Below are 25442 nucleotides of genomic sequence, written 5' to 3'. Positions count from 1 at the left end.
CCCCGGGGCGCACCACACCCATCCACCGACCCGGCGTTCGGCCTGGAGTTCTCGGAGGTCAAGTTAAGTGGTTTCACGTATGCGCTGCGGGTGCACGACATGTCAGGTTCGTGCGTGATGGGGCCCTTGCGGTGCACGTGCCTACAGGAGTCCGGCAGCGTACGGAGACGGAGGGGGAGGGTCTGTGCGGCTGATGCGCTCAGAGCGCTGGGGGGCGGGCGGCCGTCCAGGTCCGGTCGGCCGGCTCCGGTACATCCTCTGGCCCGCTGCCTTCCCTGACGCTTCCCGGGCCCGCGTCCCCGCACACGCGCTGGCCGTACTGGTGGTCGTCACCTCGGTGTGCACCTCGTTCAGCCTCTTCTACTGGGCCGACGACCCACAGGTCGTCCACGGCGTGGGCGGGGCAGCGGTATTCATGCCGGTGCCGCTTTTGCTGATGTGCGCCACGCTGGTCGGCGCTCTGCGGGGCTGGCGCAATGTGGGGTATGCGCTCCTGGTCGCGGTGGCCTGGGCGGTGTCTGCGCTCATGGCCCCGTTCACGGTGCTGCTTGCCTCGCTGTCGAATGACAGCGACTACTGCACAGCGAATCTCCCTACGCATCCACTCGCGGGAAATGTCGTACCGCTGTGCCTGGTGGCGGCGCTGGCCGCCGGATCGTCGGCTGCGTGGATCGCGTGGGTGCTATCACGTCGCCGGGCGGGGCCCGTGGCGCTGTACGCCGTGTGGCTCGCCACGGTCGCCGCCGCCAACGTGGTGGCCTTGGCCGTGCCGCTCCACACGGCTTCGACCTGCGGCCCGTCCGGGATCGGATGAGGGCTGTCGGTCACGTCCGTTGGTCGACCGCCGCGGCCCCACTCCTTGCCGGCATCCTCGGCGAGGGTGTGAGCGACGAGGGCGTTAGCGTGCCAGTGTCCCAGACGCAGCGCCGCTCAACGCCTGATGTCCTCGGTGACCGACGGCCTCGAGACAAGCGGGCTACGCACCGACGCCACCGCCGCCGCCTACGCACAGATGCTGTGTACCCTGGCCTACACCGCTGCCCGGGCCAGGCAGCGCACCGAGGCCCTGGCGATGGTGGAGGAGGCCTGCCGCGCCGCCCGCCGACTGCCCCAGGCCGCTCCACCTGGCCGGCTGTTCGCGATCAGCCCGGCCGCCGTCGACCTGTACGCGGTCAGCGTGCACTGGGCACTCGGCGACGCCGGCGCCGCACTCGAGGCCGGAAAGAACCTGCGGCCCGAGCAGTTCCCGACAGCCGAGCGCAAAGCCCGCCTGGGCACCGACATGGCACGCGCATGGTGGGCCCGGCAACGGCCCGAACAGACCGCCCACTCGCTGCTGGACGCCTACCGCGCCAGCCCCGGCGAAGTCCGCGACCGGCCCGCGATCCGCCGCATCGTCACCGAGCTCACCGAGCGGCACCCGCGCACCAGCGGCGTACGCGAACTGCACGCCGCCGTGACACGGGCGTGATCGCGTTCATCAACGTGGTGATGGCCCCGGTGCGCTACGTTCAGCAGCCGCACACGTTCTCGCGCCGGCAGACGACCTCAACGAGGTCCTCGTCCATGTCGGGCTGCGGGTGAACGACCAGGGTCAGGTTGCCAGGGGGCCGACGGCTGCCACGTTGAGCGAGGCCGCACGGCACGCCAGTTCCCTGCGGGCCGAGCTGCGCCGCCGCTCCACGCATCCAGAGGTGCTGCGCTACTGCACCCTGGAGATCCTGGCCAAGAACCCCTTCCACGCCAGCCTGGAGGCGGTCAAGTCAGTGACCGACCGGCTGCGGCAGCTCACCGACCAGCGCCTGGACGGGGCGCGGCTGGTCGACGCGGTGGTCATGCCTGGCCAGGGAACGGCCCGGGTAGCCATCAACGCGAACGCCACGGGGCCCACGCGATCATCTCCCGGGCAAGTCGGCCAGCTCCACCCGACCGTGCGGGGATCTGCAAGACCTCCGAGGCAGGAACCGCCCGCCCACCCTCCCGTCGTTTCAAGTGATCCCCAAACGGAAGCGTGCCGACCGGCGCCGCCTCTTCTTCACCGTCTCCCGGCCGGTGCTCTGGTCTCGGTCGCGGCGCTGCCGCCACCGCCGACTCACCCGAGCCGGTCGGAGGTGCGTCGTCGTCCGCATCACCGCATAGAGGCGCCCACTGGCGGACGTCCTCAAGGCTGCAGCGTGACCTCCTCACTTTCCGTCGGGCGCGCAGCTCCTTGTGAAAGGCTGGGAGCATGATGGGCGGACCGTCCGAGAACCCAGAACTCTGGGCGTTCCTGGAATCACTGCACTGCGGCGAGATACTTTCCGGGTTCATCACGATCCCCGAACTGTCCTGGCCTCGCATCGAAGCCGCCTTCGACGTTGTGCAGGTCGGGCAGCGCGTCTCAGCCGAATTCCTTCAGTTCGACACATGGAACCTGGAGGCCAGACTGTCCTTGCGGGCAACGCAGCCGGACCCGTTCCAAGCATTCGCCGACCGCACAGCGGTGGGGCAGAAACTGCACGGACAGGTCGCCAAGCTGGTCCCGTTCGGCGTCTTCGTCCAGGTCACCGACGGGATCGAGGGACTGGTCCCACGAGCATCCAGCGATCTCCGTCCGCGGTCCGCGCTGCCCAACCGGTACCGCGGTCGCCGCGCGGCCTCCTGGCCGGTCTGTCGGCGCTGCTCGCGGCCGTCGCCCTCAGCGACCTGTTCGCCGTCTACGCCGGCGTCCGGACATACACACTCTCGACGTCGAAGCCCTGCGGGGTCTCCGAAAGGCCCGTCATACCGAAGCCCGGCAGCCGACTGCTCGGGCTGCTCCACCGACGAGAGCGGACGCGGGCTGTTCCGGGGCGACGTCCGGCCCCGGCTGTCAGTCCGGGTGGTTCGGGATGCTGAGGCGCACCTCGTAGCCGCCGTGGGCGGTGGGGCCCGATTCGAGGGTGCCGTCGAGGAGTTCGGCGCGTTCGGCGAGGCCGATGAGGCCCTGGTGGGAGCCGGGCAGAGGGAGGGAGGGGCGGGTGGGGCGGGTGTTGGTGACGGTGACGCCGAAGGCGGTGCCGTCGTCGGCGCACCAGAGGCGGACGGTGGCGGGGGCACCGGGGGCGTGTTTGCGGACGTTGGTGAGGGCTTCCTGCACGGTGCGGTAGACGGCGCGCTGGGCGCGGGTGCTGATGTCCGGGGGGAGTTCGCCGGTCAGGTCGGCGTCGATGCCGCTGGTGGTGACGAGCCGGTGGAGATCGGCGAGGGTGGGCTGCGGGGTGAGTTCGGTGGCGCGGCCGCCAGCGGCACGCAGCAGCGTGACCATGTGGCGCAGTTCGTCGAGGGTGTCGACGCTGAGGGAGCGGATGGTACGGACTCCCTCCTTGAAGTCCGGCTCCCTGGCGGCGACTTGGAGGGCGCCGGCCTGGACAGCGATCAGGCTGACCTGGTGGGAGACGACGTCGTGCATCTCGCGGGCGAGCTGGGCGCGTTCGCGGGCCAGGACGGCCTGGGAGTGCAGCAGCCGTTCGTGTTCGCGGGCCTCCTCGATCTCCACGAGACGACGACCCAGGTCCCGGCGTGCCTGCAGGAGTTGACCCAGCAGGACGGGGGCGGCGGCGGCGAGCATGTAGAAGAAGTTGACCAGGGTCCAGGTGCGGTCGCGTGAGGAGAGGTCGTCCAGTGGCCAGGGCGCTGCGGAGGCGAGGGCGAACAGCAGCGCGCCCACGGTGAGCAGCCGGCGGTTGCGGGAGCGTTCGGCCAGCGTGAACAGGGCCGCGAACGGCGCGAACACCATGTCCTGCATCAGGGTCGCCGGGAGGGTGCAGACGAACACGGCGAGCGGGAAGCGCCGGCGCAATGCCAGCGCGGCACAGCCCGCTGCGGCCACCGCCACAGCGAAGGGGGAGTCGTCCCAAAGGTTGAGCCGGACGTCCGCGGCCGCGATCGCGACGACCGCTGCGTCGACGACCGGATCCGGGATGCGCGCCCACCACGCTGGCGGCGCGGTCACCGCCCTGGCTCCGTCCGCCGCTGCCGGCCTTCGTCGAGCAGCCCGGCCCGCTGGGCGAGCAGGGCGGCCTGCACCCGGCTGGTGACGCGCAGTTTGGTGAGGATCGCGCTGACGTGGTCCTTGACGGTGCCCGCGCTGAGGTGGAGACGGCCGCCGATGTCGGCGTTGGACAGCCCCTCCGCGATCAGCACGAGCACCGCACGCTCACGCTCGGTGAGCCGTCCGACGCGGGCGGCCTCCTCGTCGTCGACCGTGGCCGCCCCCGGATGGCTCTGCCACACGGCACGGGACGCCTTCGGCGACATCACGACCCCGCCCGCCGCCAATGTCCGTACCAGCTGGGCGAGTTGATCGGGCTCGGTGTCCTTGAGCAGGAACCCGGCGGCACCGGAGCGCAGCGCGGTCAGGATGTACTCGTCGGCGTCGAACGTTGTCAGCATCGCGACCACCGGCGGCTGCGGCAGCGCGCGCAACTGCCGCAGCACGGTCAGTCCGTCGACGTCCGGCATCCGGATGTCCAGCAGGACGAGGTCCGGACGCTCCCGCCGTACGGCGTCGACCGCCTCCGCACCCGCCGCGGTCGCGACGACCTCGATGTCGTCGGCCACACTGAGGATGAGCTTGAAGCCGGACCGCACCAGGGCCTCGTCGTCCACCACCACTACCCGGATCACGTGTGCTCCGCCTCGCTGCCCTGGTGCGCACGCCCGCGGCGCACGTCGATGTCGATCGTCACTGTGGAGACCGTAGAACGGCAAACGCCTCTTGTGACCGCTCGGCTCGGCGCTCCCGCCACCTGGGGGGAGGGTTCCAGCCGGACGGCGGGGGCGGGCCGGACCATCGCCGGATACTCCGGATCCCGGCTGCTCTCCAGCCTGGAGAGATGACCCCGAACGCAGACGACACGGCGCTCGCGACGCCGACCACCGCCCTTGCCGGCGAACAGCCCGAGAGCTCAGGGAGCGGACGAGTCCCGGTCGGCCGCCTGATCGGTGTGGACCTCGCCCGAGGGCTGGCGGTCTTCGGCATGTACGCCGCCCACGTCGGCCCCGATCCATCCGAGGGCGGCGTCAGCGGCCACCTCATGGAGCTCGCGCACGGCCGTGCCTCCGCGCTCTTCGCCTTCCTGGCCGGCTTCTCGATCATGCTGATCACCGGCCGCCGTATGCCGAAGACGGGCCGGGCGGGCCGGCAGGCCGTCGCCAAGGTGGTGATCCGCGCGCTGGTGCTGCTGGCGCTGGGCACCGCACTGACCATGACCGGCACCCCGGTCGAGGTGATCCTCGCCTTCTACGGCCTGTACTTCCTGCTGGTCCTGCCCCTGTACCGGCTGAGCGCCGTACCGCTGGCAGCCATCGCCGCGGCCGGCGCGCTGGTCCTGCCACAGATGCTGTACGTCGTTCAGGGCGCCCTGAACTCCGCGGACGGAGGGCCGGGCGGCATCTGGGCCTGGCCCGCGAACGGCGACGGCCTCGTCTCGCTGCTCTTCACCGGCAACTATCCGGCCCTGACCTGGATCCCCTTCGTCATCGCCGGTATGGCGGTGGCCCGCCTCGACCTGGTCTCCACCGTCGTCCGCAGGCGTCTGGCGATCACTGGCGTCTGTCTCGCCGTGCTCGGCTACGGCGGCTCCTGGCTGGCCCTGCACCTGGTCCCCGGTGCACTCAAGGCGATCGGCTCCTCCGGCTGGGGCGAGGGGGGCTCGGCCGCGTCCGCCTGGTGGTCCGACACCTGGGGGTACCCGGGCGGCGACACCCCGGCCGCCCTCCTGGTGGCCTCCCCGCACAGCGAGACGACCCTCTCCATCGTCGCCAACACCGGTGTGGCGATCGCGGTCCTCGCCGCCTGCCTGGTCGCCGTCGACACTTTCCCGCGCTTCCACCGCCTCGCCCGCCCCGTCATCGCGGTCGGCTCGATGTCCCTGACGGCATACGTCTTCCACATCGTCGGCATCCGCTACCTCGGCATCGAGGAACTCCCCGGCTCTCCGCTGCACGTACTGCTCGGCTTCATCGTCGCCGTCGCCGTGTTCGCGACGCTGTGGTCCCGCCGGTTCCGCCGCGGGCCTCTGGAGTGGCTGCTCGGCAAGACGGCCAAGCCAGCCGAGCTGGTGCGGTGAGCGGTCCGCCGGGCGGCCTCTGAGGACCGGGGTGGCTGACGGAGGTCCCAGTCTCGCCGCCTCAGGCCGGCACCTGTGCGCCGCCACGCACCGGGACATCGACGCCGCGGCCCGGCGAACTCCCCTTTGGCACGGAGACCTGTTCGTGGCCGCGGGCCTGTGCGAGGCGGTCCGAAAGGTCCTGGACGAACTGGGTGCACGCGGCGAGCTGGACTGGTCCTGCTGTGCGATCGGCGCAGAACCGTCCGCGATGTCGAGGAGCTGGACGCGGTCACCCCTCGGCAGGGGCCCGGCACGGCGATCGTCATCCATGCCAGGGCTGGGATTCCAGTCGCCCCGTCGGGTGATCCTCATGGTGGCGCCGTCACCGCGGGCGTCGCGCAGGGAACGCTCTTTCGGTACCCGCCAGCCAGGAAGGAACGACCACCGTGGCCACAGCATCATTCCCGGTGACCGCTGATGAGCCCGAGCGCCTCCGTGTCCTTGAGCGGTACGGCATCCTGACGGCACCGGCCCCGCCGGACCTGGCGTCGATCGTGGAACTCGCCGTCTACACCTGCGAGGTCCCCCACGCGGTGATCAACATCATCTCCGCCGAGCACGCCAACCTGGTCGCCGCCATCGGCTTCGAACCGACGCAGTGCGCCCGCAGCGATTCCATGTGCGCGGTCACCCTCGTCGAGCCGGCCCCAGTGATCGTCCCGGACGCCCGTGTGGACCCACGCTTCGCGGACAACCCCTACGTCAGCGGGCTCCTGGGCGACATCCGCTTCTACGCCGCATCCCAGCTTCGGACCCCCGAAGGACCAGTCCTCGGCACCCTCTGCGTCTTCGACACCCAAGTCCGCCTGCTGACCGCCCCACAGCGCGACGCCCTGGACAAGCTGGCCCGCATGGTCGTCGACGTCCTCGACCTGCACCGTCACCAGCGGCTGCTTCATCAGGCACTGCGAGCCGCCGACGAAGCACGCGTCGAGCTCGAACGCTCCAACAGCGCCCTGCAGCAGTTCGCCGGACAGGTCAGCCACGACCTGAAGAACCCGCTGACCGGCATCCTCGGACACGCCCACAACCTCATCGACATTCCGGCGATCGCCAACGACCCCGACGCCTCGTTCTGCGCCCAACGGGTCGTCAGGTCCGCCAACCGCATGCGCACCATGATCGAGGACGTGCTCGCCCTGGCCAGCGCGGGCGGACAACTCCACCTCGAAACCGTCGACCTGAACGCCCTCGCGCACGCCGTCGTCGAGGACCTGGCCGGCCTCATCCGCACCAGCGGCGCGCGCGTCACCATCGACAGCCTGCCCCTCGTGGTCGCCGACCTGACCCAGCTGCGCGTGCTCCTGCAAAACCTCGTCAGCAACGCCCTCAAGTTCCGCAATCGAGAGCGACGTTGCCGGATCGCCATCACCGCCGAAGTGAACCGGCACGGCTCGGACATCTCTGTCATCGACAACGGCCGCGGCATCCGGCCCGAGGAACGGCAGCACGTGATGGAGATGTTCACCCGGCTGGACCACAACGTCGAGGGCTCCGGCATCGGACTGGCCACCTGCCAGCGGATCGCCGCCGCCCACGCCGGCAGCCTCCGCCTCGAAGAAACACCCGGCGGCGGCACCACCGCCGTGCTCACCCTGCCCAGCGACCCCACCCCGGACCAGGAGTCCTCATCAAGATCATCGGATGGAGCATCACGGTCGGGGTGACACCAGGCGTCCCGCTGCTCGGATCCACCTGACATCGCGGACCTTCGCGCTGGGGCTGGCCCAGTACGGGACCACGAGCATGACGACCAGGATCTGGCTCGGCTCGTGCGGAGCCGTCACACCCCGTCAGACCAACAGGACTCGTTTTCGCAGGAGTTCGAATCCGGCGCGGCCCAACATCTGACGCCTGAGCATCTTGATGCGGCTGACGCGGCCTTCGACGACGGCGGAATTCCATGGCGTGGAGAGTCCGGCGGCGGCGACTGCGCCGAGGCCGCGTTCCAGACCGTCAGCGAAAGCGTGTCCACCGCGCTCATCCTAGCGCTTGGTCAGGTCCAGGACGTCGGCCTCGGCCGGGGGCCGCACGGTCAGTGGCTCGTCGAAGTCGCTGAATGACGTCGTGGTCCGGTACTTGGGGCCCTTGTAGGCGACCTGGAGGATGTACGGCTTGCCCTCGGCGGCGATGTAGACGGTGTACGTTCCGCCCTTGTCCGCCTTGTCGGTGACCGTCACCGGTGTGGCCGGTGTGCCGTTCACCTTGGCCCTCTCGCCCTTCGCCCCGACAGTCCCGAAGGAGCTGAACGTCCAGGTGCAGTCGGCGAGGCCGTCTCCCGGGGTGGAAGTGCTGGACGAGGTCTTGATCCAGCGGTTCTGTTCCCCGGTGCTGGTCATGTTGCGGCCCGATTCCTTGAGGTAGGCCCGGTTCGGTCGGATGTAGTCCGTGGCGCCGACGCGGATCTGCTCGAGGACTGCCCCGCTCTTGGAGGTCGTCCTGAAGGTGCACCTGTCCTTGAAATTGGTCGTCAGACGGGAGGTGTGGCCATCACCGGTGGATGCACTGGTTGTGTCCGAGTTGATGGTCACCGACTTCAGCGCCGACATCGCCTTGTCCGCGTTCCGCAGCATCTGCTGTGCGGACGGCTCCTTTGCGGCGGAGTCGTCCGCACAGCCGGTCAATGCGGCGCCCGCCGCAACCGACGCCAGGACAACTCGTACGGCAGCTGAAGTTGTTCGCATGATCCCCTCCCAAGTCATGAGCAGATCAAGCTACCGGACGGCGCGACGGCGACATCTCTCGCGGGAAGTGCGGCCGGCCGGCGAGCAGGATCCCGTCGATCGGTGTCAGCTGCTCGGTGATGCGCGAGGCGGCGTCCGGGATGAAAGGACACAGTGCGTCCGCCAGCACGTGGCATGCCGTGACCAGGGTGGCGACTCGAGGTCACCGGACCCCGGCGTTGTGGAAGATCACCGCGTTCATGAGCAGAGCATTGAATTTCGCGGTCTTCTCCTGTTCGACGGGACTCGACGTCGACTTCACCCGGCTCCGCGGCCAGGTCCTGCGCGCCGAGGGGTTCGGGACCGCGGCCTGACCGGGCGAGGCCGGAACCGGCAAGCTCACCCAGGCTGCAATGCGGCCTCGGCCTGAGCCGTCCACTGCGGGGGGCCACGACTCACCGCATCGGGGTCCACTGCGGATCGTCGTCCCCGTCCTTGTCTTCCCCTTGGGTATCAACGTTTTCGGCGTACAGATCGTCGGGGCTCTCGAACCAGTCAGGCAGGGAACCTCTCGACTCATCCGGACCATGTCTGGCCTCCACTCACCAGAGTCAGGGATCTTGGCGAGTCAAGGGGAGCAACGTGACCTTAGCTGTGGGCATCCACGCGATGGCCTCGAGCGTGCGGCGGTGGTCGGCCCACCGCCGCACGCGGACCGGATCGGCCGGCATCAGCGGCTCGATCCGGTCCCACATCGCATCAGTGATCACTAATCGGACAGAGACTTCCGATCAACCGATGAACCCACCAAAGAGGCACGCTCTCTAGCCCCGGGACCAGGCGCTCAGCACCCCACCCCGCCGACACCACCCCATGCCACCAACGCGCCCACCCACAGCGACCTGGTGCAGGCGCGGCGCTGTGGGACCGGCAAAGAGCCGGTGTGGGCTGCAGAAGTTCGAGGCCACCGAAGCCGCCGCAGCAGTTGTGTGCTCGGCACCAGAGGGAGGGCGCGGGCGGGCGGGGAGGGACCCGCCCGCCCGCGCGTCCTCGTCAGCCGGCCGAGGCCATGGACCACTTCTGGTTGGGGTTGCCGGTGCAGCTCCACAGCTGGATCTTCGAGCCGTTCGCCGTGCCCGTGCCGGTCACGTCGAGGCAGAGGCCGGACAGGTCGTTGGTGACGCTGCCGTCCGCGTGGAAGGTCCACTTCTGGCTGGCGCCGCCGTTGCAGTCCCAGGTGACGACCTTCGTGCCGTTGGTGGTGCCGTTGCCGTACGCGCCGAGGCACTTGCCCGCGACCTGCAGCTCACGGCTTCCGGAGTACAGGTACTGCTGGTTGGTGTTGCCGGAGACGCAGTCCCAGATGTACTGCTGAACGCCGTTGGCCGGGTTGCCGGTGTCGTCGAGGCAGCGGTTCGAGCCCTGGCCGACGATCTGGCCGGCGGCGGTCTGCGCGCTCCGGGTGAAGGTGACCGTGGCGTGCGAGGGGAGGGTGTAGGTGAAGGAGCCGGCGTTGTTCCAGGTGGTGGTGAACGTGGTGGCGGAGGAGTTGTTGTTGTAGGCGGCCAGGACCTCACCGCCGTCGGGGTTCTTGTAGGCCTGTGCCCAGATCCCGCCGCCGTCGCTGTACCCGATCCGGGTCGCGCCGGGCACCACGAACTTGGAGAACTGGCCCAGCTGGTAGTAGTTGTCGGTGTAAGTGGCCTTGCCTGTGGCCTGGTCGATGGTGACCAGGCCGGTGCAGTTGTCGCAGCCGACGCCCATCTTCGGGCCGCCGTCGGTGTCGAGGGCCAGGTTCCACAGCAGGGCGCCGTTGGCCCAGTTGAAGGTGGACTCCAGGGCGAGCTGGGCGGCGTTCATCGGGGCGATGCCCGGTCCGGTGGAGCACTCGCTCTCGTAGATCCGCTTGTCGGGGTAGGAGTTGTGGATGGTGGTCATCCTGCCGAGGTCGTCGCGGTAGCAGTGCCATGCGGTGCCGTACATCGCGTCGCGCGCCGCCTGGTTGCCCATCAGGGTGTTGGCGTAGTTGGTGTCCACGTGGTCGGCGTCCCCGCCGAGGATCTTCGTGTCGCTCAGGCCGGCCTGCTGCAGCGCCGGGGCGAGGTTGCCGGCGATGAACTTCGCCTCGTCACCCGCGGCCCACAGCATGGCGGAGTACGTGGAGGGGGAGATCGTCGGCTCGTTCTGCGGAGTGATGCCCCAGACGTTGACGCCCTTGGTCTGGTACTCCTGGAGGAACTTGACGTAGTACTGCGCCAGCGGCCCGTACATGTCCGAGCGCAGGGTGCCGTTGTTCGTGCCGAGCATGGTGTTGGTGGTCTTCATCCAGGCCGGCGGGCTCCAGTTGTTGGCGAAGAGCTTCATCGACGGGTTGAGCGCCTGGGCCTGCTTGATGACCGGGATGACATAGGCGTCGTCGTGGGCGGTGGAGAAGTTCGCCAGAGTCGGGTCGGCGACGCCGCCGTTGTCGTCGTAGGAGTAGGTGCCGGGGCTGCCCGCGGGGGTGGCGGTGTAGTCGGAGGAACCCATCGGCGTCCGCATCAGCGACAGGCCGATGCCCGGGCCGCGGGTGAACAGGTCGCGCATCACCCGGTCACGGGTGGCCGCGCTCAGCTTGTTCTGCAGAAGGTAGGCCGAGGTGTCCGTGAACGCGGCGCCGAAACCGTCGATGGTCTGGAACGACTGAGTGTCGTCCACCTTCAGATTCACACTGCCCGAGGACACCGGCCCCAGGGCGATGCCCGGCTGCGGAGTCAGCGCCTGGCTCAGGTCGGACGTCGTCAGGGTCGCCCCGATCACTGTGCTCGCGGCATGGGCCTGAGCCGGCCCGAGTACTGCCATCCCGCCCACGGCGGCCACGGCCAGCGCCGTGACCTGCGCACCTGCTCTGCGGAGTCTGTGTCTGAGAAGCATGGAAGCAGTCCTTCTTCCCGCCTTGGCCCTAGCGACTCCCGTCCAGGAGCCGGTCATTTGTCAGGGCCATTGACTAATTGGCCCACACTATTGAGACCCGAAGTGGCCGAAGTCAAGACCCGCGATGCGGATGATGACCATCGAGGCGAAGCCGCTCACTGACCGGCGCGACGGCCTCCAGCGCCGAGCAGCACCGGTCACGGCGCCCCCTCACCCTTGAACCAACTGCACCGTTCCGGCGCGCCCGACTTCACCTTCCCTCTCGTCGCCGGAACGGATACCGCCCGCGGAAGTCCGGCGGCGGCTCCGCAACCCGGTCGACCGCCACCCCTCCCCTGCGTCAGAGCGGCAACATCCGGCCATTCAGGCCTCGTCCGAGGTCGACCGGGGAGGGGGTCGGAGCACACCGCCCGTCACATGATTGTTATGGCCGTTAACAAATTCTCCCGTCGCACCCCTGGTGCGCAGCCGCGGAATCATCGTAAGTTCCCGCTCACAACATTCAGTCGGGGCGGATCATCCGAAGCCCGGCTTTCCTGCCGAGGCCACACCTCTCGGCACCTCTGGTCCCCCTCCTCAGCACCCTCGTGCGTCCGGTCGCCCGGCCGTATCCAAGAAAGGACCCTGCACATGCGCAAGGGACTCCTCCTCACCGCTGCCTCGGTGGCGCTGGTCGGCTCGCTCACCGCCTGTGGTGGCGCCTCCTCGTCCAGCGCCGACGGCTCCGGCTCTGACTCCGGCGGCAAGAAGCCGAAGATCGGCGTGATCCTTCCGGACAGCAAGTCGTCGGCCCGCTGGGAGACCGCGGACCGCAAGTACCTCTCCGAGGCGTTCAAGGCGGCGGGTGTCGACTACGACATCCAGAACGCGCAGGGGGACAAGCAGCAGTTCCAGACCATCGCCGACCAGATGATCACCAACGGTGTCAACGTCCTGGTGATCGTGAACCTGGACAGCGGCACCGGCAAGGCCGTACTGGACAAGGCCAAGGCGCAGGGCGTCGCCACGATCGACTACGACCGTCTCACCCTGGGCGGCTCCGCCCAGTATTACGTCAGCTTCGACAACTCCGCGGTCGGCGAGCTGCAGGGCCAGGGACTCAGCAAGTGCCTGAGCGACATGAAGGCCACGAAGCCGGTCATCGCCACGCTCAACGGCTCACCGACCGACAACAACGCCGCCCTGTTCGCCAAGGGCTACAACGGCGTCCTCGACCCGAAGTACAAGTCCGGCGAGTACGTCAAGGGGCCGGACCAGTCGGTCCCGGACTGGGACAACGCCCAGGCCGGAACCATGTTCGAGCAGATGCTCACCAGTCAGCCCAAGATCGCAGGTGTGCTCGCCGCCAACGACGGCCTCGGTAACGCGGCGATCGCGGTACTGCGCAAGCAGAACCGCAATGGCCAGGTCCCGGTCACCGGTCAGGACGCCACCGTGCAGGGCCTGCAGAACATTCTCGCCGGCGACCAGTGCATGACCGTGTACAAGGCGGTCAAGAAGGAGGCCGACGCCACCGCGGAGCTCGCCGTCTCCCTCGCGAAGGGCCAGAAGGGGCAGACGAACGCCACCGTCCACGACCCCGAGGGCAACCGTGACGTGCCCTCCGTGCTGGAGACCCCGGTGGCCGTCTTCAAGGACAACGTCAAGGACGTCGTGGCCGACGGCTTCGTCAGCAAGGACGAGCTGTGCACGGGCACTTACGCCGCCCTGTGCGCCCAGGCCGGCATCAAGTAGCCCCCGACCGGCCGGTTCGACGGGATCCCGCGCTCGGCCGGCCGGCCGCGGACCCGGCGCTCCCGCCGCCCCGGACCCGCGACTTCACGACGTAAGGAGCCGTCTTCCATGACAGCGACCCCGATCCTTCGACTCCGCGGAATCGACAAGAGTTTCGGCCCCGTGCAGGTACTGCACGACGTGTCCTTCGACATCCACCCGGGCGAGGTGACTGCCCTCGTGGGCGACAACGGCGCGGGCAAGTCCACCCTGGTCAAGTGTGTCGGCGGGATTCATCCGATAGACGCCGGTGAGTACTGGTTCGAGGACGAACGGGTACAGGTGCACAGTCCGCGGGACGCGGGGGCCCTGGGCGTCGAGATCGTCTACCAGGACCTGGCGCTCTGCGACAACCTCGACATCGTGCAGAACATGTTCCTCGGCCGCGAAAGACGTCGGGGCCTCGTGCTGGACGACGCGACGATGGAGGAGATGGCCGCAAAAACCCTCAAGGCTCTGTCGGTTCGCACGGTCAAGTCCATCCGCCAGCAGGTCTCCAGCCTCTCCGGCGGCCAGCGGCAGACCGTGGCCATCGCCAAGGCCGTGCTGTGGAACAGCAAGGTCGTCGTTCTCGACGAACCGACCGCAGCACTCGGTGTCGCCCAGACCGCGCAGGTTCTCGAACTGGTCCGGCGGCTCGCCGACAACGGCCTCGCCGTGGTCCTGATCTCGCACAACATGAACGACGTGTTCGCGGTGTCCGACCGGATCGCCACCCTGTACCTGGGCCGGATGGCAGCCCAGGTCAGGACGTCCGACGTGACGTACTCCCAGGTCGTCGAACTCATCACCTCAGGACGCAGCGGGGACCTCGGCCTCGCACACAACAACGGAGCTGCCGCATGAACGCCGCCGTCGCCCCCGATAGGCCGGAGAGTCCGCGGATGCCGAACAGCGCCGACGCGTCAACGAAGGAGACAAAAGCAAGTGCCGTGAGCTTGCGCTCCGTGGCCGTCACCTACAAGGAGCGGGTCCGCGGCGGCGACCTGGGGGCACTCCCCGCCGTCCTCGGTCTCATCGTCCTCTGCGTGTTCTTCGCAGCCCTGCGCCCGGTCTTCCTGTCCGAACTGAACTTCGCCAATCTGCTCACCCAGGGCGCCGGCAGCATCACCATCGCGATGGGCCTGGTCTTCGTCCTCCTCCTTGGTGAGATCGACCTGTCCGCCGGGTACGCCAGCGGCGTCTGCGCCGCCGTCCTGGCCATCCTGCTCACCGACCACGGGTGGCCCTGGTACGGTGCCGCCGGCGCGGCGATCCTCACGGGCACGGTCATCGGCCTGCTGATCGGCGTCCTGGTGGCGAAGATCGGCATTCCGTCCTTCGTGGTCACACTGGCCGCGTTCCTGGGCTTCCAGGGCGTCGTGCTGATCCTCCTCAAAGAGGGCACCAACATCTCCATCCAGGACCGGACCATCCTGGCGATCGCGAACAACAATCTGCCCCCCGCCTTCGGTTGGGTCCTCCTCGCGTTCTGCGTCGCGGCTTACGCAGCCATCCAGATCCGGCAGAACCACAACCGAGGCCGCCGCGGGCTCACCACCGCTCCGCCCGCCCTGCTCGCGGTCCGGATCGGCGGCCTGGCGGTGCTCGGCGCACTCGCCGTCCACACGCTCAACCAGGAGCGCAGCCGCAACGTCATCGTCGACTCCCTCAAGGGTGTGCCGATCGTGGTGCCGGTTATCGCCGTCCTGCTCGTCGTCGGCACGTTCCTGCTCCAGCGCACGCCCTTCGGCCTGCACATCTACGCGGTAGGCGGCAACGCCGAGGCGGCGCGCCGCGCCGGCATCAACGTGGCCGCCATCCGCGTCTCAGCGTTCGTCATCTGCTCGTCCCTGGCCGCGGTCGGCGGCGTCATCGCCGCGTCCCGAGGCAACTCGGTCGACCCCAACACCGGCGGCAGCAACGTGCTGCTGCTGGCGGTCGGCGCAGCAGTGATCGGCGGAACCAGCCTCTTCGGCGGGCGGGGCAGAGTGGTGGACGCGGTGCTCGGCGGCATGGTCGTCGCGGTCATCCAGAACGGCATGGGTCTGATGGGCTACAGCTCAGGCGTCAAGTACGCTGTCACGGGTTCGGTCCTGCTCCTGGCCGCAGGCGTGGACGCCCTCTCCCGTCGCCGGGCCGTACAACGATGAGGTCTTCACCAGCATGAGAGCCGGTCCCTCACAGGAGGAGATCCGTCGGCACAACCTCGGCACCCTGCTCCGTCATGTGCACATCGGCGGCTCCGTGTCGCGGGCGGTTCTGGCCGACCGAATGGGCCTCAACCGCAGCACCATCCTCGGCCTCGTCAGCGAGTTGGCCTCGGTCGACCTGGTCCGTGAGGAACTGCCCCGGGACACAGGAAAGGCGGGCCGGCCCTCCCTGGTGGTCCGGCCCGAGTCCGACCGGGTGTACGTCCTCGCCTTCGACGTGGGTGTGGACCGGCTGACTGCGGCACGCATCGGCCTCGGCGGCGTCTTCCTCGACCGGAAGGAGACCCGCACGCATCCCGACCGCCGCGGTGCCGGTGAGATGGCCGAGGTCCTCGCCGGTCTCGCCCGGCACATGGTGGACACGGCGCCGAAGGCAACCGTCTGCGTCGGTGTCGGCGCCGCCGTCCGCGGGCTGGTGCGCCAGCCCGACGGCCTGGTCCGTGCGGCCCCGTACATCGACTGGCATGACGAGGACTTCGGTGCGGATCTCTCCCGTCGGCTGAGCCTCGGCCTTCCCGTCTCGGTCGGGAACGAGGCCAGCCTCGGCGCCCTCGCCGAACACCTGCGCGGTTCCGGGGCCGGCTGTCAGGACCTCGTGTACCTGCACGGAGACATCGGCATCGGCGGCGGCGTCATCACCGGCGGCCAGCTCCTGCTCGGTGAGAGCGGATACGGTGCGGAGGTCGGACACATGGTCGTCAACCCGAGGGGCGGCAGACGCTGCGGATGCGGCGCGCACGGCTGCCTCGAGGCCGAGGCCGGCGAGCGCGCCCTGCTCCAAGCCGCGCAGCGCGACCCGTCGACAACCGGCCGCGAAGCCGTACGCGCCGTCGTCGAAGCGGCCGACCGGGGCGACGTCACCGCCCGCGCCGCCCTGCAGGACGTGGGCGACTGGCTCGGCATCGGCGTCGCCACCCTGGTCAACATCCTCAACCCGCGCACCGTGATCTTCGGCGGAACGCTCCGCGAGGTCTTCCTCGCGTCGGCCGCGCAGATCCGCAGCCGCGTCAACAGTCATGTTCTCGCAGCCTGCCGCCAGAACCTGCGGCTCCGCGTCGGCGAACTCGGCGACAATGCCGTTCTCATCGGCGCCGCAGAACTCGCCTTCTCCGCCATCCTCGCGAACCCGGTGGAGACACTGGCCCGAACCGACACGTAGTCGGCATGGCTCCCCGGCTGCACGGGGAATGTGACAGCTTGTCATTTATGGTCGGCCGGGCGTCAGTTCGTATCAGGCCCATGGCGCCATCGAGAAGACACGTCTCGCTCTCACTCATGGACGGGTCGGCTGCCCGTCTCTTCCTGGCTTCCATGAGGCATCCGGCGTCGGTACTCATCTCCACGGCCTCTGGCTGGTCACGTGTACTCCTTGGTCGGAGCGCATGATCAGCCCGAGGCCGCCCGCACGTCCTACGAATGCCCAGGCGAGCGCTTGTGTCCGAGTCGCATTTCGGACCGAGGCGTCAGACGACTGGCTCAGTAGAAGCGGCGGACGAAGACGTCCGACTTGCCGTTGGTGTCGCCGGGCACGATGTCGTCGGCCGTGGACTGGAAGACCACGTCGCGCCCGCCGGCGCTGACCGCGTCAATCCCGGCCGAGGCGGGCCGGTTCGAGACGATCTCGTCGGTGCCGGTCTGCAGATCGCGCAGCGCGAGCGACGGTCCGTTCGTGTCGTGCGGGGCGTACAGCAGATAGCGTCCGGTCGGATCAATGGCCACGCCTCGCACGTCCGGCACCAGTTGGTCGGTGCCCGAGCTCACGTCGTGGACGTAGGTGTCGGAGCCCGACAGGTAGACGACCTTGCCGCCGTCCTCGCTGAGCTGGACGAGAGTCGCCGCCTTGGACGGGCCCTCGATCGGGTCGGATGTGGTGCCGTCGGTCCGGTCCCACACGAAGACGTCCTCCGCCTTGCCGTCCTGGTAGGCGACATAGCGGGCGTCGCCGCTGATGGACGGCAAGGACGGGAGGGTGTGGTCGAAGTTGGCGATGGCCCGCTTGGTGTTGTAGTCGTCATAGTCCAGAATCTCGATGCTCTGGCTGGACGACTGTGGCTTGTAGCGGCGTTCGACGAGGGCGATGTAGCGGCCGTCCGCGCTCAGCGACGGCTGGTTGCAGCTGTACCAGCAGTTGGCGGAGATCTCCCATGTCGTCCTCACCTGAACCTGGCGGATCCGGTTGTTGTTGAACCACATGTGCGGATAGGCGAGATATTCCCCGTCCCCGCTGATCACCGGGGGCTGGAGTGGGCTCTGGTACCCCATCCGCTTGGTCTGTCCCGTCCGCTGGTCGCGGAGGAACACCTTGTCGCCTGCCGTCGTGTCGCCGGGTATCAGGTTCGTTGCCGACGACGCGAAGACGATACGGCGGCCGTCGGTCGTGATCGAGGCGCCGACGGAGTTGCCGTCGGCCTGGGTTCCGTCGTCCGCGACACTGATCCTCTCGACACCGGCACCGCCGTCACCCGCGATGCCCATGGACTCGGCTGAGGCCACTCCGTGCGGCACCGCCGTGACCCCGCAAACCGCGACCGCCGCGGTCAGGGCGGCCCGCACACGTCTGGTGGTGCTCCAGTTCGCGTTTCCCCTCATCATCTTCCCCCTATGCAGGACACGGTCTCTCCTCCAGTTCCCCAGTGGAGGCTCACAAGCATGCAACCTTGACATCCTCCCCCGGCTGAAGCCGGGGGATTCCTGGCTCAGGCTGCCTCCGGGAGCGGCGCTCCCGGGGGGCTTCCACCATCAGCACCGTCCGGGTTGAGACCAGCCCGGACGAGCATCACACGTGCGGAGTTCTCGTCCCGGGGGGACACGGCTCCGCACGCGGTGCACGCATACGTTCGTTCAGAGAGGGGAAGTGCGTGCTTGGTTCTCGCACCGCACTCGGAGCAGTCCATCGTGGTGTGGGCCGGGTGCACCAGGTGCACGATCCGGCCGTGCTTGCGGGCCATCTCGGTCAGCGCGGTCCTGGTCGCGCCGATCGCGGCGTCGGCGGCCTTGCGGGCCATGGTGGACTTCGCGAGGAACTTCGGCTTGAAGTCCTCGACGGCGAGCTGGTCGAAGTCGCGCACGATCGCCTTCGCCCACTTGCGGGCGGTGTCCTGGCGCTGACGGGCGACCTTCTTGTGGACCTTGGCCGCCGCGCGGGATGCCGCCCGGTAGCCCTTCGAGGCGGCCTTGCCGCGTGCGGGCTTCCGCCTCGCCGTCTGCTTTTGGTAGCGGGCCAGCTTCGCGGCGGCGGTGCGGCCATGCCGGGCGTGCGGAAGGTCGTGCGCGTCCGAGGTGGTGGTGGCGGTCTCCCTGACGCCCCAGTCGATCCCGATCGCCCGGCCCGTCGAGGGCAGCGGCTCGGCGGCGGTCTCCACGACGAACGAGGCGTACCAGTGGCCGAGGCTGTCGCGGTACACCCGGACCGACGTGGGGTCGGCGGGCAGGTCACGGGACCACACCACGGTCAGGGCGATGTCCCCAGCGAGGTGGAGACAGCCGTCCCTCAGCCGGAAGCCGCGCCGCGTGTAGTTCAGCGACGGCAGGGCGTCGCGCTTGCGTTTGATCCGGGGCATCCCGGCGCGCGGACGCATCGGCAGCCCGGCCTTGATGTCCTTCAAGGCTTTGGCGCGGGACTTGCCGAAGCCGCGGACGGTCTGCTGCTGCGGCACCGAAGCACCTTCGCGCAGCCATCCCATGGCGGTGCGGGCCTCGGTCAGCATCTTGTCGCCCTGCGGGGCGCTTCGTCTGGCTCTGGTCACCATGCGGTGATGACCGGCGCGTCGGGTTCGAGCTGCCGCCAGGCCTCGTTGAGGCGCGCGAGCCGCACCCCGGCGGCGATGCCGTGCAGGGACGCGACCTTGTCGTCGGTGACTTCGAACGCCACGGCACCCACGACCCGGTCGTCGACCACGGCGAGGACGGCCGGGGAGCCGTTGACCAGCGCGATGTGGAACGCGGGGGAACCGCCGGCCAGCCGCCGCTTCGCTGGCGTGGGCTTGAAGCCGGACCGCACGTAGGCGGCGATGCGCTCGCGGGTGTTGTACCGCAGCAGCCGCCTGGCCAGTCCGTAGCCGTCCGAGACCGCAGTCGCGTCGTCGGTGAGCATCGCCACCAGCCGTTCGGTGCGCCCCGACGTGGCGGCGGCGAGGAACTCCTCGACAATCCGGCGCGCGGACGCAGGGTCCACCTCGTCGCCGCGACGCTCGGCGGTGACCCGGCGCCGGGCCCGGTGGACATGCTGTTGGCTCGCGGACTCGGTGATGTCGAGGATCCCGGCGATCTCGGCGTGGGGGTACGAGAAGGCCTCGCGCAGGACGTAAGCAGCCCGCTCGACCGGCGAGAGGCGCTCCATGAGGATCAGTACGGCCAAGGACACCGATTCGCGCTGCTCGAAAGTATCGGCCGGACCGAGCATCGGGTCGCCCTCGAGGAGCGGCTCGGGCAGCCGTACACCGGCCGCTCGCTCGTGGCGCGCCTGCGCCGAGCGGAGCCGGTCAAGGCAGAGATTGGTGACGACCTTGGTCAGCCACGCTTCCGGCACCTCGATGCGTTCCCGGTCCGTGGCCTGCCAGCGCAGGAACACGTCCTGCACGGCGTCCTCGGCGTCGGCGGCCGAGCCGAGCAGACGGTACGCGAGCGAGGCCAGCCGGCCCCGGCTGGCCTCGAACCGATCGAGGGCTGCGCTGTCCATGCGGAGCAGCCTATGCGGCGGCCCTCACGCCAGCCCGGTCAGACGAGGCGGCCAGGCGGTGCCTGCGCTTGGGCATGCCGAAGGTCGGGTGGGCGATGCCCCACCCGGCCCCCTTGAGTACGCCCGACTTGAGCCGCGCGGCCATCCGGCCGCCCAGGTACCAGGACTTCGCCCGGACGTCTGCGTCCACCATCTGGAAGATCGCGTCCCGTCGCCCGAGGCTGATGTGATTGCCGTAGTGCTTCAGCCCGGCAGTCGGGACCGTGCTGCCTGTGAGGCGCGCGATGATCGCGGCGGTCGCCTGCATGTTGGTGACGCCGGCCGAGGCGCAGGACATCGGCAGCGGCCGGCCGTTCTCACCGATCGCGTAGGCGCAGTCACCGGCGGCGTAGACGTCCGGATGTGAGACCGAGCGCATGCTGCCGTCGACGACGATCTGGCCGGTCTCGGCGACCTTCAGACCGCTGCCGGCCGCGATGGGGTCGACGGCGAACCCGGCAGCCCACACGGTCACGTCGGCCGGGATGGACGTGCCGTCGGCGGCGATCGCCCGTACCGGCTCGACGGCTTCGATGTCGGTGTGCTCGTGGACGGTGATGCCGAGCCGGCCGAAGGCCTGGTGCAGGTGACGGCGGGCCTTCGGACAGAGCCAGGCGCCCAGCTCGCCGCGGGCGGCGAGCGCGACCGAGAGGTCGGGCCGGGACTCGGCGAACTCGGTAGCGGTCTCGATGCCGGTCAGCCCCTCACCGACGACCAGCACGGCGCCGCCCTCGCCCAGTCCGGCCAGGCGCTCGCGCAGCCGCAGCGCCGAGGACAGGCCGGTCACGTCGAAGGCGTACTCGGCCACGCCCGCGACGTGATGGTGGGCTACGGAGCTGCCGAGCGCGTAGAGAAGCGTGTCGTACATGAGCTCGTCCTCGCCGTCCTCGCCGGTCACGGCGACGGTCCGGCGCTCGGGGTCGACGCCGGTGACGCGCGTCAGGCGCAGGCACACCCTGGTACCCGCGAATACGTCGGTGAGCTTCCGGAACGTGAGGTCCTGGCCGATTGCGAGCTGGTGGAGCCGCATCCGCTCAACGAAGTCGGGCACGGCGTTGACGACGGTGATCTCGGTGTCGGCCGGAGAGAGTCGGCGGCCCAGATTTCCCGCGGCGAAGGCCCCGGCGTATCCGGCGCCCAGTACCACGATGCGGTGCTTCATGGCGTTGCTCCTGTCTCGTTCGCGTGCCCCTTGAACGAGATGGCGCCCCGATTACTGACAGGAGCTGGGTGTGACGCCGGTCACCGAACCAAACGAGCCGCTGAGCCTCCGACAGGTGCGTGGGCCTGTGTTGGGCAGTCGAAACGGAGCGATGGCCGACCACAGATCGGCGTCGCAAATGGGCGGGGCGGGCTGGGGCGCCAATGCCCGGGCACCGGCTCACACTCGGGAGTGCCCTGGGCCTTCTGGGACTTCCGGCCTCAGCAACGGGCATGACCGCGAACCAGCGGAAAGCCCCTGCGCCCAGCTCACCGGCCCGGTCCCAGCACGCGCGTGGGAACAACCTTCCGAAGAAAGGTTAGTTGGTCGGCGATCACCGATTCGAACAGCGGCGAGACGTAGGGACTGAAGTGACCGCCGAGGTAGGAGCGGAACGTCGATGACCTGATAAGGGCAGCGGCCTTCTTGGCTGACCGTGCAGGAGCGATGTTGTCGTCGGTAGCGACCTGTATCAGAGTCGGACACGTAATCCGCGCTGCGCGCCGGCCTGGGGAATACAGTCCGACTCGCAAGACCACCCTGGCAGCCACGGTCTCTACGCGACTGTCGCGTCGAACGCCGGACTCCGCGTACATGCGCTCGACGCCGTCATCGGCTCCTGGCGCAGTCATCACCGCGACGCTCCCCGCAACGCCGACTGAGTTCACGTAGATGGGCTCACCGCGGCGCAGAGCCCGCCACGAGTCGTGCAAGGCTTTGGGAAGCAGCCGCATCGATGCCCGCAGCCCGGCCGCTCGAAGCGCCGCCACTCCGCTGGTGTGCGGAACTTGAGCAATTACTGCCGCGAACTCATCACCCTCGGCGCCGATCGTCAGCACGTGGCCACCGGCAAAAGACGTCCCCCAGCCGACAACCCTGCTCGCGTCAATGCCAGGCAGGTTGCGCGCCCACTTGACGGCCGAGCGCCAGTCGTCGAGCTGCGAGTCGATGTCCAGCAGCTGCCGCGGTTGCCCGTCACTGTCCCCGAAGTACCGATAGTCGAAGAGAACCACCGCATAGCCCGCAGCGGCGAACGTCTCGGCATACGCAGGCAAACGCACGGTTCGCACACCGCCGAAACCGTGCGCCATCACGATCACCGGCACGGGCTCAGTCACTGAAGGGCGATATATGCGCGCAGCACAGCGTGTTCCGTGCGAATGAAATCCGGAGTCAATCGTTTCGAAGGATGCTCCTGCGGTTGAGGTCATCCCGTAGCTCCTCTCCAAGTCGTCACCCGGGAGGCGACGCCAGTGAGTCATGCTGAATGCGACAACTCTCCCGAGCGTTATGCGACCGCACATTGTCCGATGACCTGCCGGCCGCCGCTAGGAAACGCGCAGGTGCTCGTTGACGCCCATGCTTCCCTGATATCCTCAGCGGTCGGCTAGGCAGCAGACTGCTGCCGGATCCGAAACACGTTGAAAAACTTGGTGAAAAGCTTGCGGTCGCCGTGCACTACCACCGCTTTGTTCTTCAGGCTTTGCGACGGTGATAGCCGGCCCTCGGCCAGGGCGCCGAAGGTCTGCAGATCGGTGTCGATGGTGAGATCCGGGCCGATCTCCGCGCCCGAGGAGACTCGTGCGCCGGTGTCGTCGGCCGTGACCGCCATCACCTCGTCATCGACTCGAATCTCGATGGTCGCGTTGAGCGCGGCCACGTCTTCCGGCTTCGCCATCGCCGCCATGGCCATCAGTGCCCAGGAGGCCCGTGCTTCGGCGTTGTCGGCCACCGGTAGCGGCAGGCGGTATCCCCACAACGCGAGCTGGCTCAGGATGGATTGAAGCTGCTCTCCATAGTCGGTGAGTTCGTAGGCCCGCGCCGACGCCGGGGGTGGCAGCAGGACCGGTCGGATCACATGGGCCGCTTCGAGCGTCTTCAGACGTGCGGCAAGCATGTTCGTCCCGATACCGGACAGCGATTCGAGCAGATCCTTGTATCGCCGCGGACCCATGGCCAATTCCCGTACGATGAGCATCGTCCATCGTTCACCGAGAACGTCCAGGGCCCGTGCGAGCCCGCATTGTTGACGGTACGAACGCGACCCACTCATACCGACGAGCATAGCTCTGTGCTTTCGAATCGTATAGCGAGGGCTTCGGGCCGCGTCACCCAGAGTGGTCGAGGCGTCACGGACGCGCGGGGTCGACGACGTCCGCACTCTTGGCGTGTTGTGCAGAGACCATCAGAGTGGCCGGATTGCCGTGGTCGGGGTAGCGCGCTTGCATCGCCTCGATCAGTTCCGGGGCCGTCGCGACTTGGGCGGCGAGCCGGGTGAAGTCGCGAAGGTACTCGCGGGTATTGGCCAGGATCGCCGCACCATCGTGATCGGATGCTTCTGGCTTCCTGTGGCCGGCGACGACGATCTTGGGCTGCAGGGCGGCGACGGCGTCGACGCTGGCGGCCCACCTCACCCACTCGTCGGGCCCGGTGGCGGCGAGGTACTGGTGGATGCCGTTGTACGCGAGGTCGCCGGCGATGACGGCGTCAAGCTGTGGAACGTGCAGCGCTGCCACCGGCGACATGTCGGCCTGGTCGACGGGGAGGACGTTGAGGCGGTGGCCTTCGATGGTGAAGCCGTCCTCGTCGAGAGGTTCGAGTGGCGTCGTCGGCATGACGAGATCATCGCCGAACCACGCCGAGAACGCCTCTTCCTGCTCGGCGCCGTGCACGGCGATGTCGGCGACGACCTCGCGGGTCGAGACCACGCGGACGCCGGGAAACCGTTGCACGAGTTCACCGATGCCGAAGTAGTGATCGGCGTGCCCGTGCGTGATGAAGATCGTCGTAAGTGTCCTGTCGAGAGCATCGATGGTGTCAGCGAGGTCAGCGACGTCGCGCTTCAGATACTGTGCGTCGACGAGCACCACTTCGCGCTCGCCGTAGATCAACGATGATGTGGTGGGGGAAAAGGTCAGGCCGGTTTTTCCGATGGGGTTCGTCGGGCTGACGAAAACCTTGAGGTTCAGGTTGGCGGTTGCCGGGGCGTCATTGTTCTCGTGGGCGCCGTTCGCATTCACGGGGAAGTCACTCCTTCTTTGTGGGTGTATTCGGTGTGGTCGGCGTTCGTGCACTGCTGGGGCAGGGTTGTGGTCGGCGGCCTTGCGGTAACCGTCAGCGGGGTCTCAAGATGACGACGGGGATTTCACGGTCAGTCCGGTGTTGTCACCTACCGAAATCGGAGAAGGCCTCGACCAGGTGGGGCCACAGCCGGGTACGTTCCTATCGAACGTCGCATCGCGCTCCTGGCGGTAGGTATCCGCTGTGCGGAGCGGACCTTGCTTCGATGACGCCCACTCGCGCACTACGGCGCGCGCGTTCACGGGCCGAAGCGGTGCCTACCACTCCGGCCGCACCTGTCTCGAGCACCCGTCGACCGCGCAATGACTCCGCTCTCACGCTTTGTACGCTAGCAGGAACTATAAGATTTTTATAGTTCACTTCGTTGTTTGTTAGCAGTCAGGTGGTGCGCGCAGGGTTCCGTGCGGTGGCATGGCGCGGCGGCCGGCTGGCTGGCGGCGCCGGCTGATGTTCGTGTGGGCCGACGGGGCTCAGGTGGGTGCGGGCAGGTCCGGCATCCAGGGATGTCCGAGGACGGCGTCACGCAGGACGGTCCTTTTGTCGAAACCGTTCGGGCCACCGGCTCTCGTCCCCGTGGGCTGACGCCAGGTTGACGCACACCGGATCGCCCGCGCGCAGCCGCACGCCGCACAGTTCCGTGTCGGTGGTGCACCGGCGCTGGACCCGGGTCAGCGGGCACTCCCACCGCCAGCACTCCTGGATCACGGCCGGGGCGAGGGATGCGTCTGCGCGGACGGCCTCCGGCCCGCGACTACGAGACCCTCCCCG

Annotated in this window: 20 protein-coding genes and 2 pseudogenes; 9 read left to right on the top strand and 13 right to left on the bottom strand. The window is 68.6% G+C overall.

Annotated elements, in window-relative coordinates:
- The first annotated feature begins 193 nt into the window (after positions 1-193).
- The 3 genes and pseudogenes from C6376_RS44890 to C6376_RS46645 all read left to right on the top strand — a co-directional run bounded on the left by C6376_RS44890 (position 194) and on the right by C6376_RS46645 (position 2231).
- Entirely contained in the window at positions 194-814 is a 621-nt protein-coding gene (locus C6376_RS44890) for a hypothetical protein (RefSeq protein ID WP_216825720.1), read from the top strand.
- Between the two features lie 114 nt (positions 815-928).
- A pseudogene (locus tag C6376_RS40430) lies at positions 929-1471 on the top strand (transcriptional regulator); the annotation flags it as partial.
- A gap of 109 nt (positions 1472-1580) precedes the next feature.
- Complete coding sequence (locus tag C6376_RS46645) at positions 1581-2231, top strand: TIGR02391 family protein (protein ID WP_367881078.1); 651 nt, start codon at positions 1581-1583, stop codon at positions 2229-2231.
- 620 nt (positions 2232-2851) lie between these two features.
- Here C6376_RS46645 and C6376_RS40420 read toward each other — a convergent pair.
- Positions 2852-3973, bottom strand: coding sequence for a sensor histidine kinase (locus C6376_RS40420; RefSeq protein WP_254076272.1), 1122 nt, complete (start codon positions 3971-3973; stop codon positions 2852-2854).
- Entirely contained in the window at positions 3970-4647 is a 678-nt protein-coding gene (locus tag C6376_RS40415; RefSeq protein WP_107448145.1) for a response regulator transcription factor, read from the bottom strand. Before C6376_RS40415 ends, C6376_RS40420 begins: the two co-directional genes overlap by 4 nt.
- Before the next feature lie 209 nt (positions 4648-4856).
- Between C6376_RS40415 and C6376_RS40410 the strand changes: the two genes are divergently transcribed.
- Positions 4857-6092: a DUF418 domain-containing protein gene (locus tag C6376_RS40410; protein WP_107448143.1), complete on the top strand. Its 1236-nt coding sequence runs from the start codon at positions 4857-4859 to the stop codon at positions 6090-6092.
- Between the two features lie 428 nt (positions 6093-6520).
- Positions 6521-7801, top strand: coding sequence for an ATP-binding protein (locus C6376_RS40405; protein ID WP_159083426.1), 1281 nt, complete (start codon positions 6521-6523; stop codon positions 7799-7801).
- A 318-nt stretch (positions 7802-8119) separates the two neighbouring features.
- On the opposite strand, the gene C6376_RS40395 is transcribed toward C6376_RS40405, so the two are convergent.
- The 3 genes and pseudogenes from C6376_RS40395 to C6376_RS40385 form a co-directional block, all read right to left on the bottom strand.
- The gene (locus C6376_RS40395) at positions 8120-8818 is read right to left on the bottom strand and encodes a hypothetical protein (RefSeq protein WP_107448139.1); all 699 of its coding nucleotides are present in this window, start codon (positions 8816-8818) and stop codon (positions 8120-8122) included.
- Positions 8819-9459: 641 nt separating this feature from the next.
- Positions 9460-9552, bottom strand: a pseudogene (locus tag C6376_RS44620) (IS5/IS1182 family transposase); the annotation flags it as partial.
- Between the two features lie 298 nt (positions 9553-9850).
- Positions 9851-11710, bottom strand: coding sequence for a ricin-type beta-trefoil lectin domain protein (locus C6376_RS40385; RefSeq protein WP_159083425.1), 1860 nt, complete (start codon positions 11708-11710; stop codon positions 9851-9853).
- A 630-nt stretch (positions 11711-12340) separates the two neighbouring features.
- Between C6376_RS40385 and C6376_RS40380 the strand changes: the two genes are divergently transcribed.
- The 4 genes from C6376_RS40380 (at position 12341) to C6376_RS40365 (ending at position 16834) form a co-directional block, all read left to right on the top strand.
- Positions 12341-13444, top strand: a complete 1104-nt coding sequence (locus C6376_RS40380) for a sugar ABC transporter substrate-binding protein (RefSeq protein ID WP_107448136.1) — start codon at positions 12341-12343, stop codon at positions 13442-13444.
- A 108-nt stretch (positions 13445-13552) separates the two neighbouring features.
- Positions 13553-14329, top strand: coding sequence for an ATP-binding cassette domain-containing protein (locus tag C6376_RS40375; protein WP_107448134.1), 777 nt, complete (start codon positions 13553-13555; stop codon positions 14327-14329).
- Positions 14330-14415: 86 nt separating this feature from the next.
- A complete protein-coding gene (locus C6376_RS40370) occupies positions 14416-15615 on the top strand; it encodes a sugar ABC transporter permease (RefSeq protein ID WP_254076271.1) in 1200 nt (399 codons plus the stop codon).
- Between the two features lie 13 nt (positions 15616-15628).
- The gene (locus C6376_RS40365; RefSeq protein ID WP_107448130.1) at positions 15629-16834 is read left to right on the top strand and encodes an ROK family protein; all 1206 of its coding nucleotides are present in this window, start codon (positions 15629-15631) and stop codon (positions 16832-16834) included.
- Between the two features lie 317 nt (positions 16835-17151).
- Here C6376_RS40365 and C6376_RS40355 read toward each other — a convergent pair whose 3' ends face one another.
- The 8 genes from C6376_RS40355 to C6376_RS46640 form a co-directional block, all read right to left on the bottom strand.
- On the bottom strand, positions 17152-18168 hold the full coding sequence (locus tag C6376_RS40355) for a TolB family protein (RefSeq protein WP_367881077.1): 1017 nt from the start codon (positions 18166-18168) through the stop codon (positions 17152-17154).
- 203 nt (positions 18169-18371) lie between these two features.
- Complete coding sequence (locus C6376_RS40350) at positions 18372-19424, bottom strand: transposase (protein WP_254076270.1); 1053 nt, start codon at positions 19422-19424, stop codon at positions 18372-18374.
- Positions 19418-20353: a sigma-70 family RNA polymerase sigma factor gene (locus C6376_RS40345; protein WP_107448127.1), complete on the bottom strand. Its 936-nt coding sequence runs from the start codon at positions 20351-20353 to the stop codon at positions 19418-19420. The genes C6376_RS40350 and C6376_RS40345 overlap by 7 nt, the downstream gene beginning before the upstream one ends.
- 10 nt (positions 20354-20363) lie before the next feature.
- Positions 20364-21554: an NAD(P)/FAD-dependent oxidoreductase gene (locus C6376_RS40340; protein ID WP_107448125.1), complete on the bottom strand. Its 1191-nt coding sequence runs from the start codon at positions 21552-21554 to the stop codon at positions 20364-20366.
- 308 nt (positions 21555-21862) lie between these two features.
- Positions 21863-22804, bottom strand: a complete 942-nt coding sequence (locus tag C6376_RS40335) for an alpha/beta hydrolase (protein ID WP_107448123.1) — start codon at positions 22802-22804, stop codon at positions 21863-21865.
- Positions 22805-22980: 176 nt separating this feature from the next.
- Positions 22981-23646, bottom strand: a complete 666-nt coding sequence (locus tag C6376_RS40330; RefSeq protein ID WP_301554732.1) for a winged helix-turn-helix transcriptional regulator — start codon at positions 23644-23646, stop codon at positions 22981-22983.
- Positions 23647-23722: 76 nt separating this feature from the next.
- On the bottom strand, positions 23723-24613 hold the full coding sequence (locus C6376_RS40325) for an MBL fold metallo-hydrolase (RefSeq protein ID WP_159083423.1): 891 nt from the start codon (positions 24611-24613) through the stop codon (positions 23723-23725).
- A 580-nt stretch (positions 24614-25193) separates the two neighbouring features.
- On the bottom strand, positions 25194-25379 hold the full coding sequence (locus C6376_RS46640; RefSeq protein ID WP_159083422.1) for a cytochrome P450: 186 nt from the start codon (positions 25377-25379) through the stop codon (positions 25194-25196).
- Positions 25380-25442 lie beyond the last annotated feature (63 nt).

Origin of the sequence: Streptomyces sp. P3 (assembly GCF_003032475.1) — a bacterium.
GTDB lineage: Bacteria > Actinomycetota > Actinomycetes > Streptomycetales > Streptomycetaceae > Streptomyces.
This window is presented reverse-complemented; position numbering and strand designations above follow the sequence as displayed.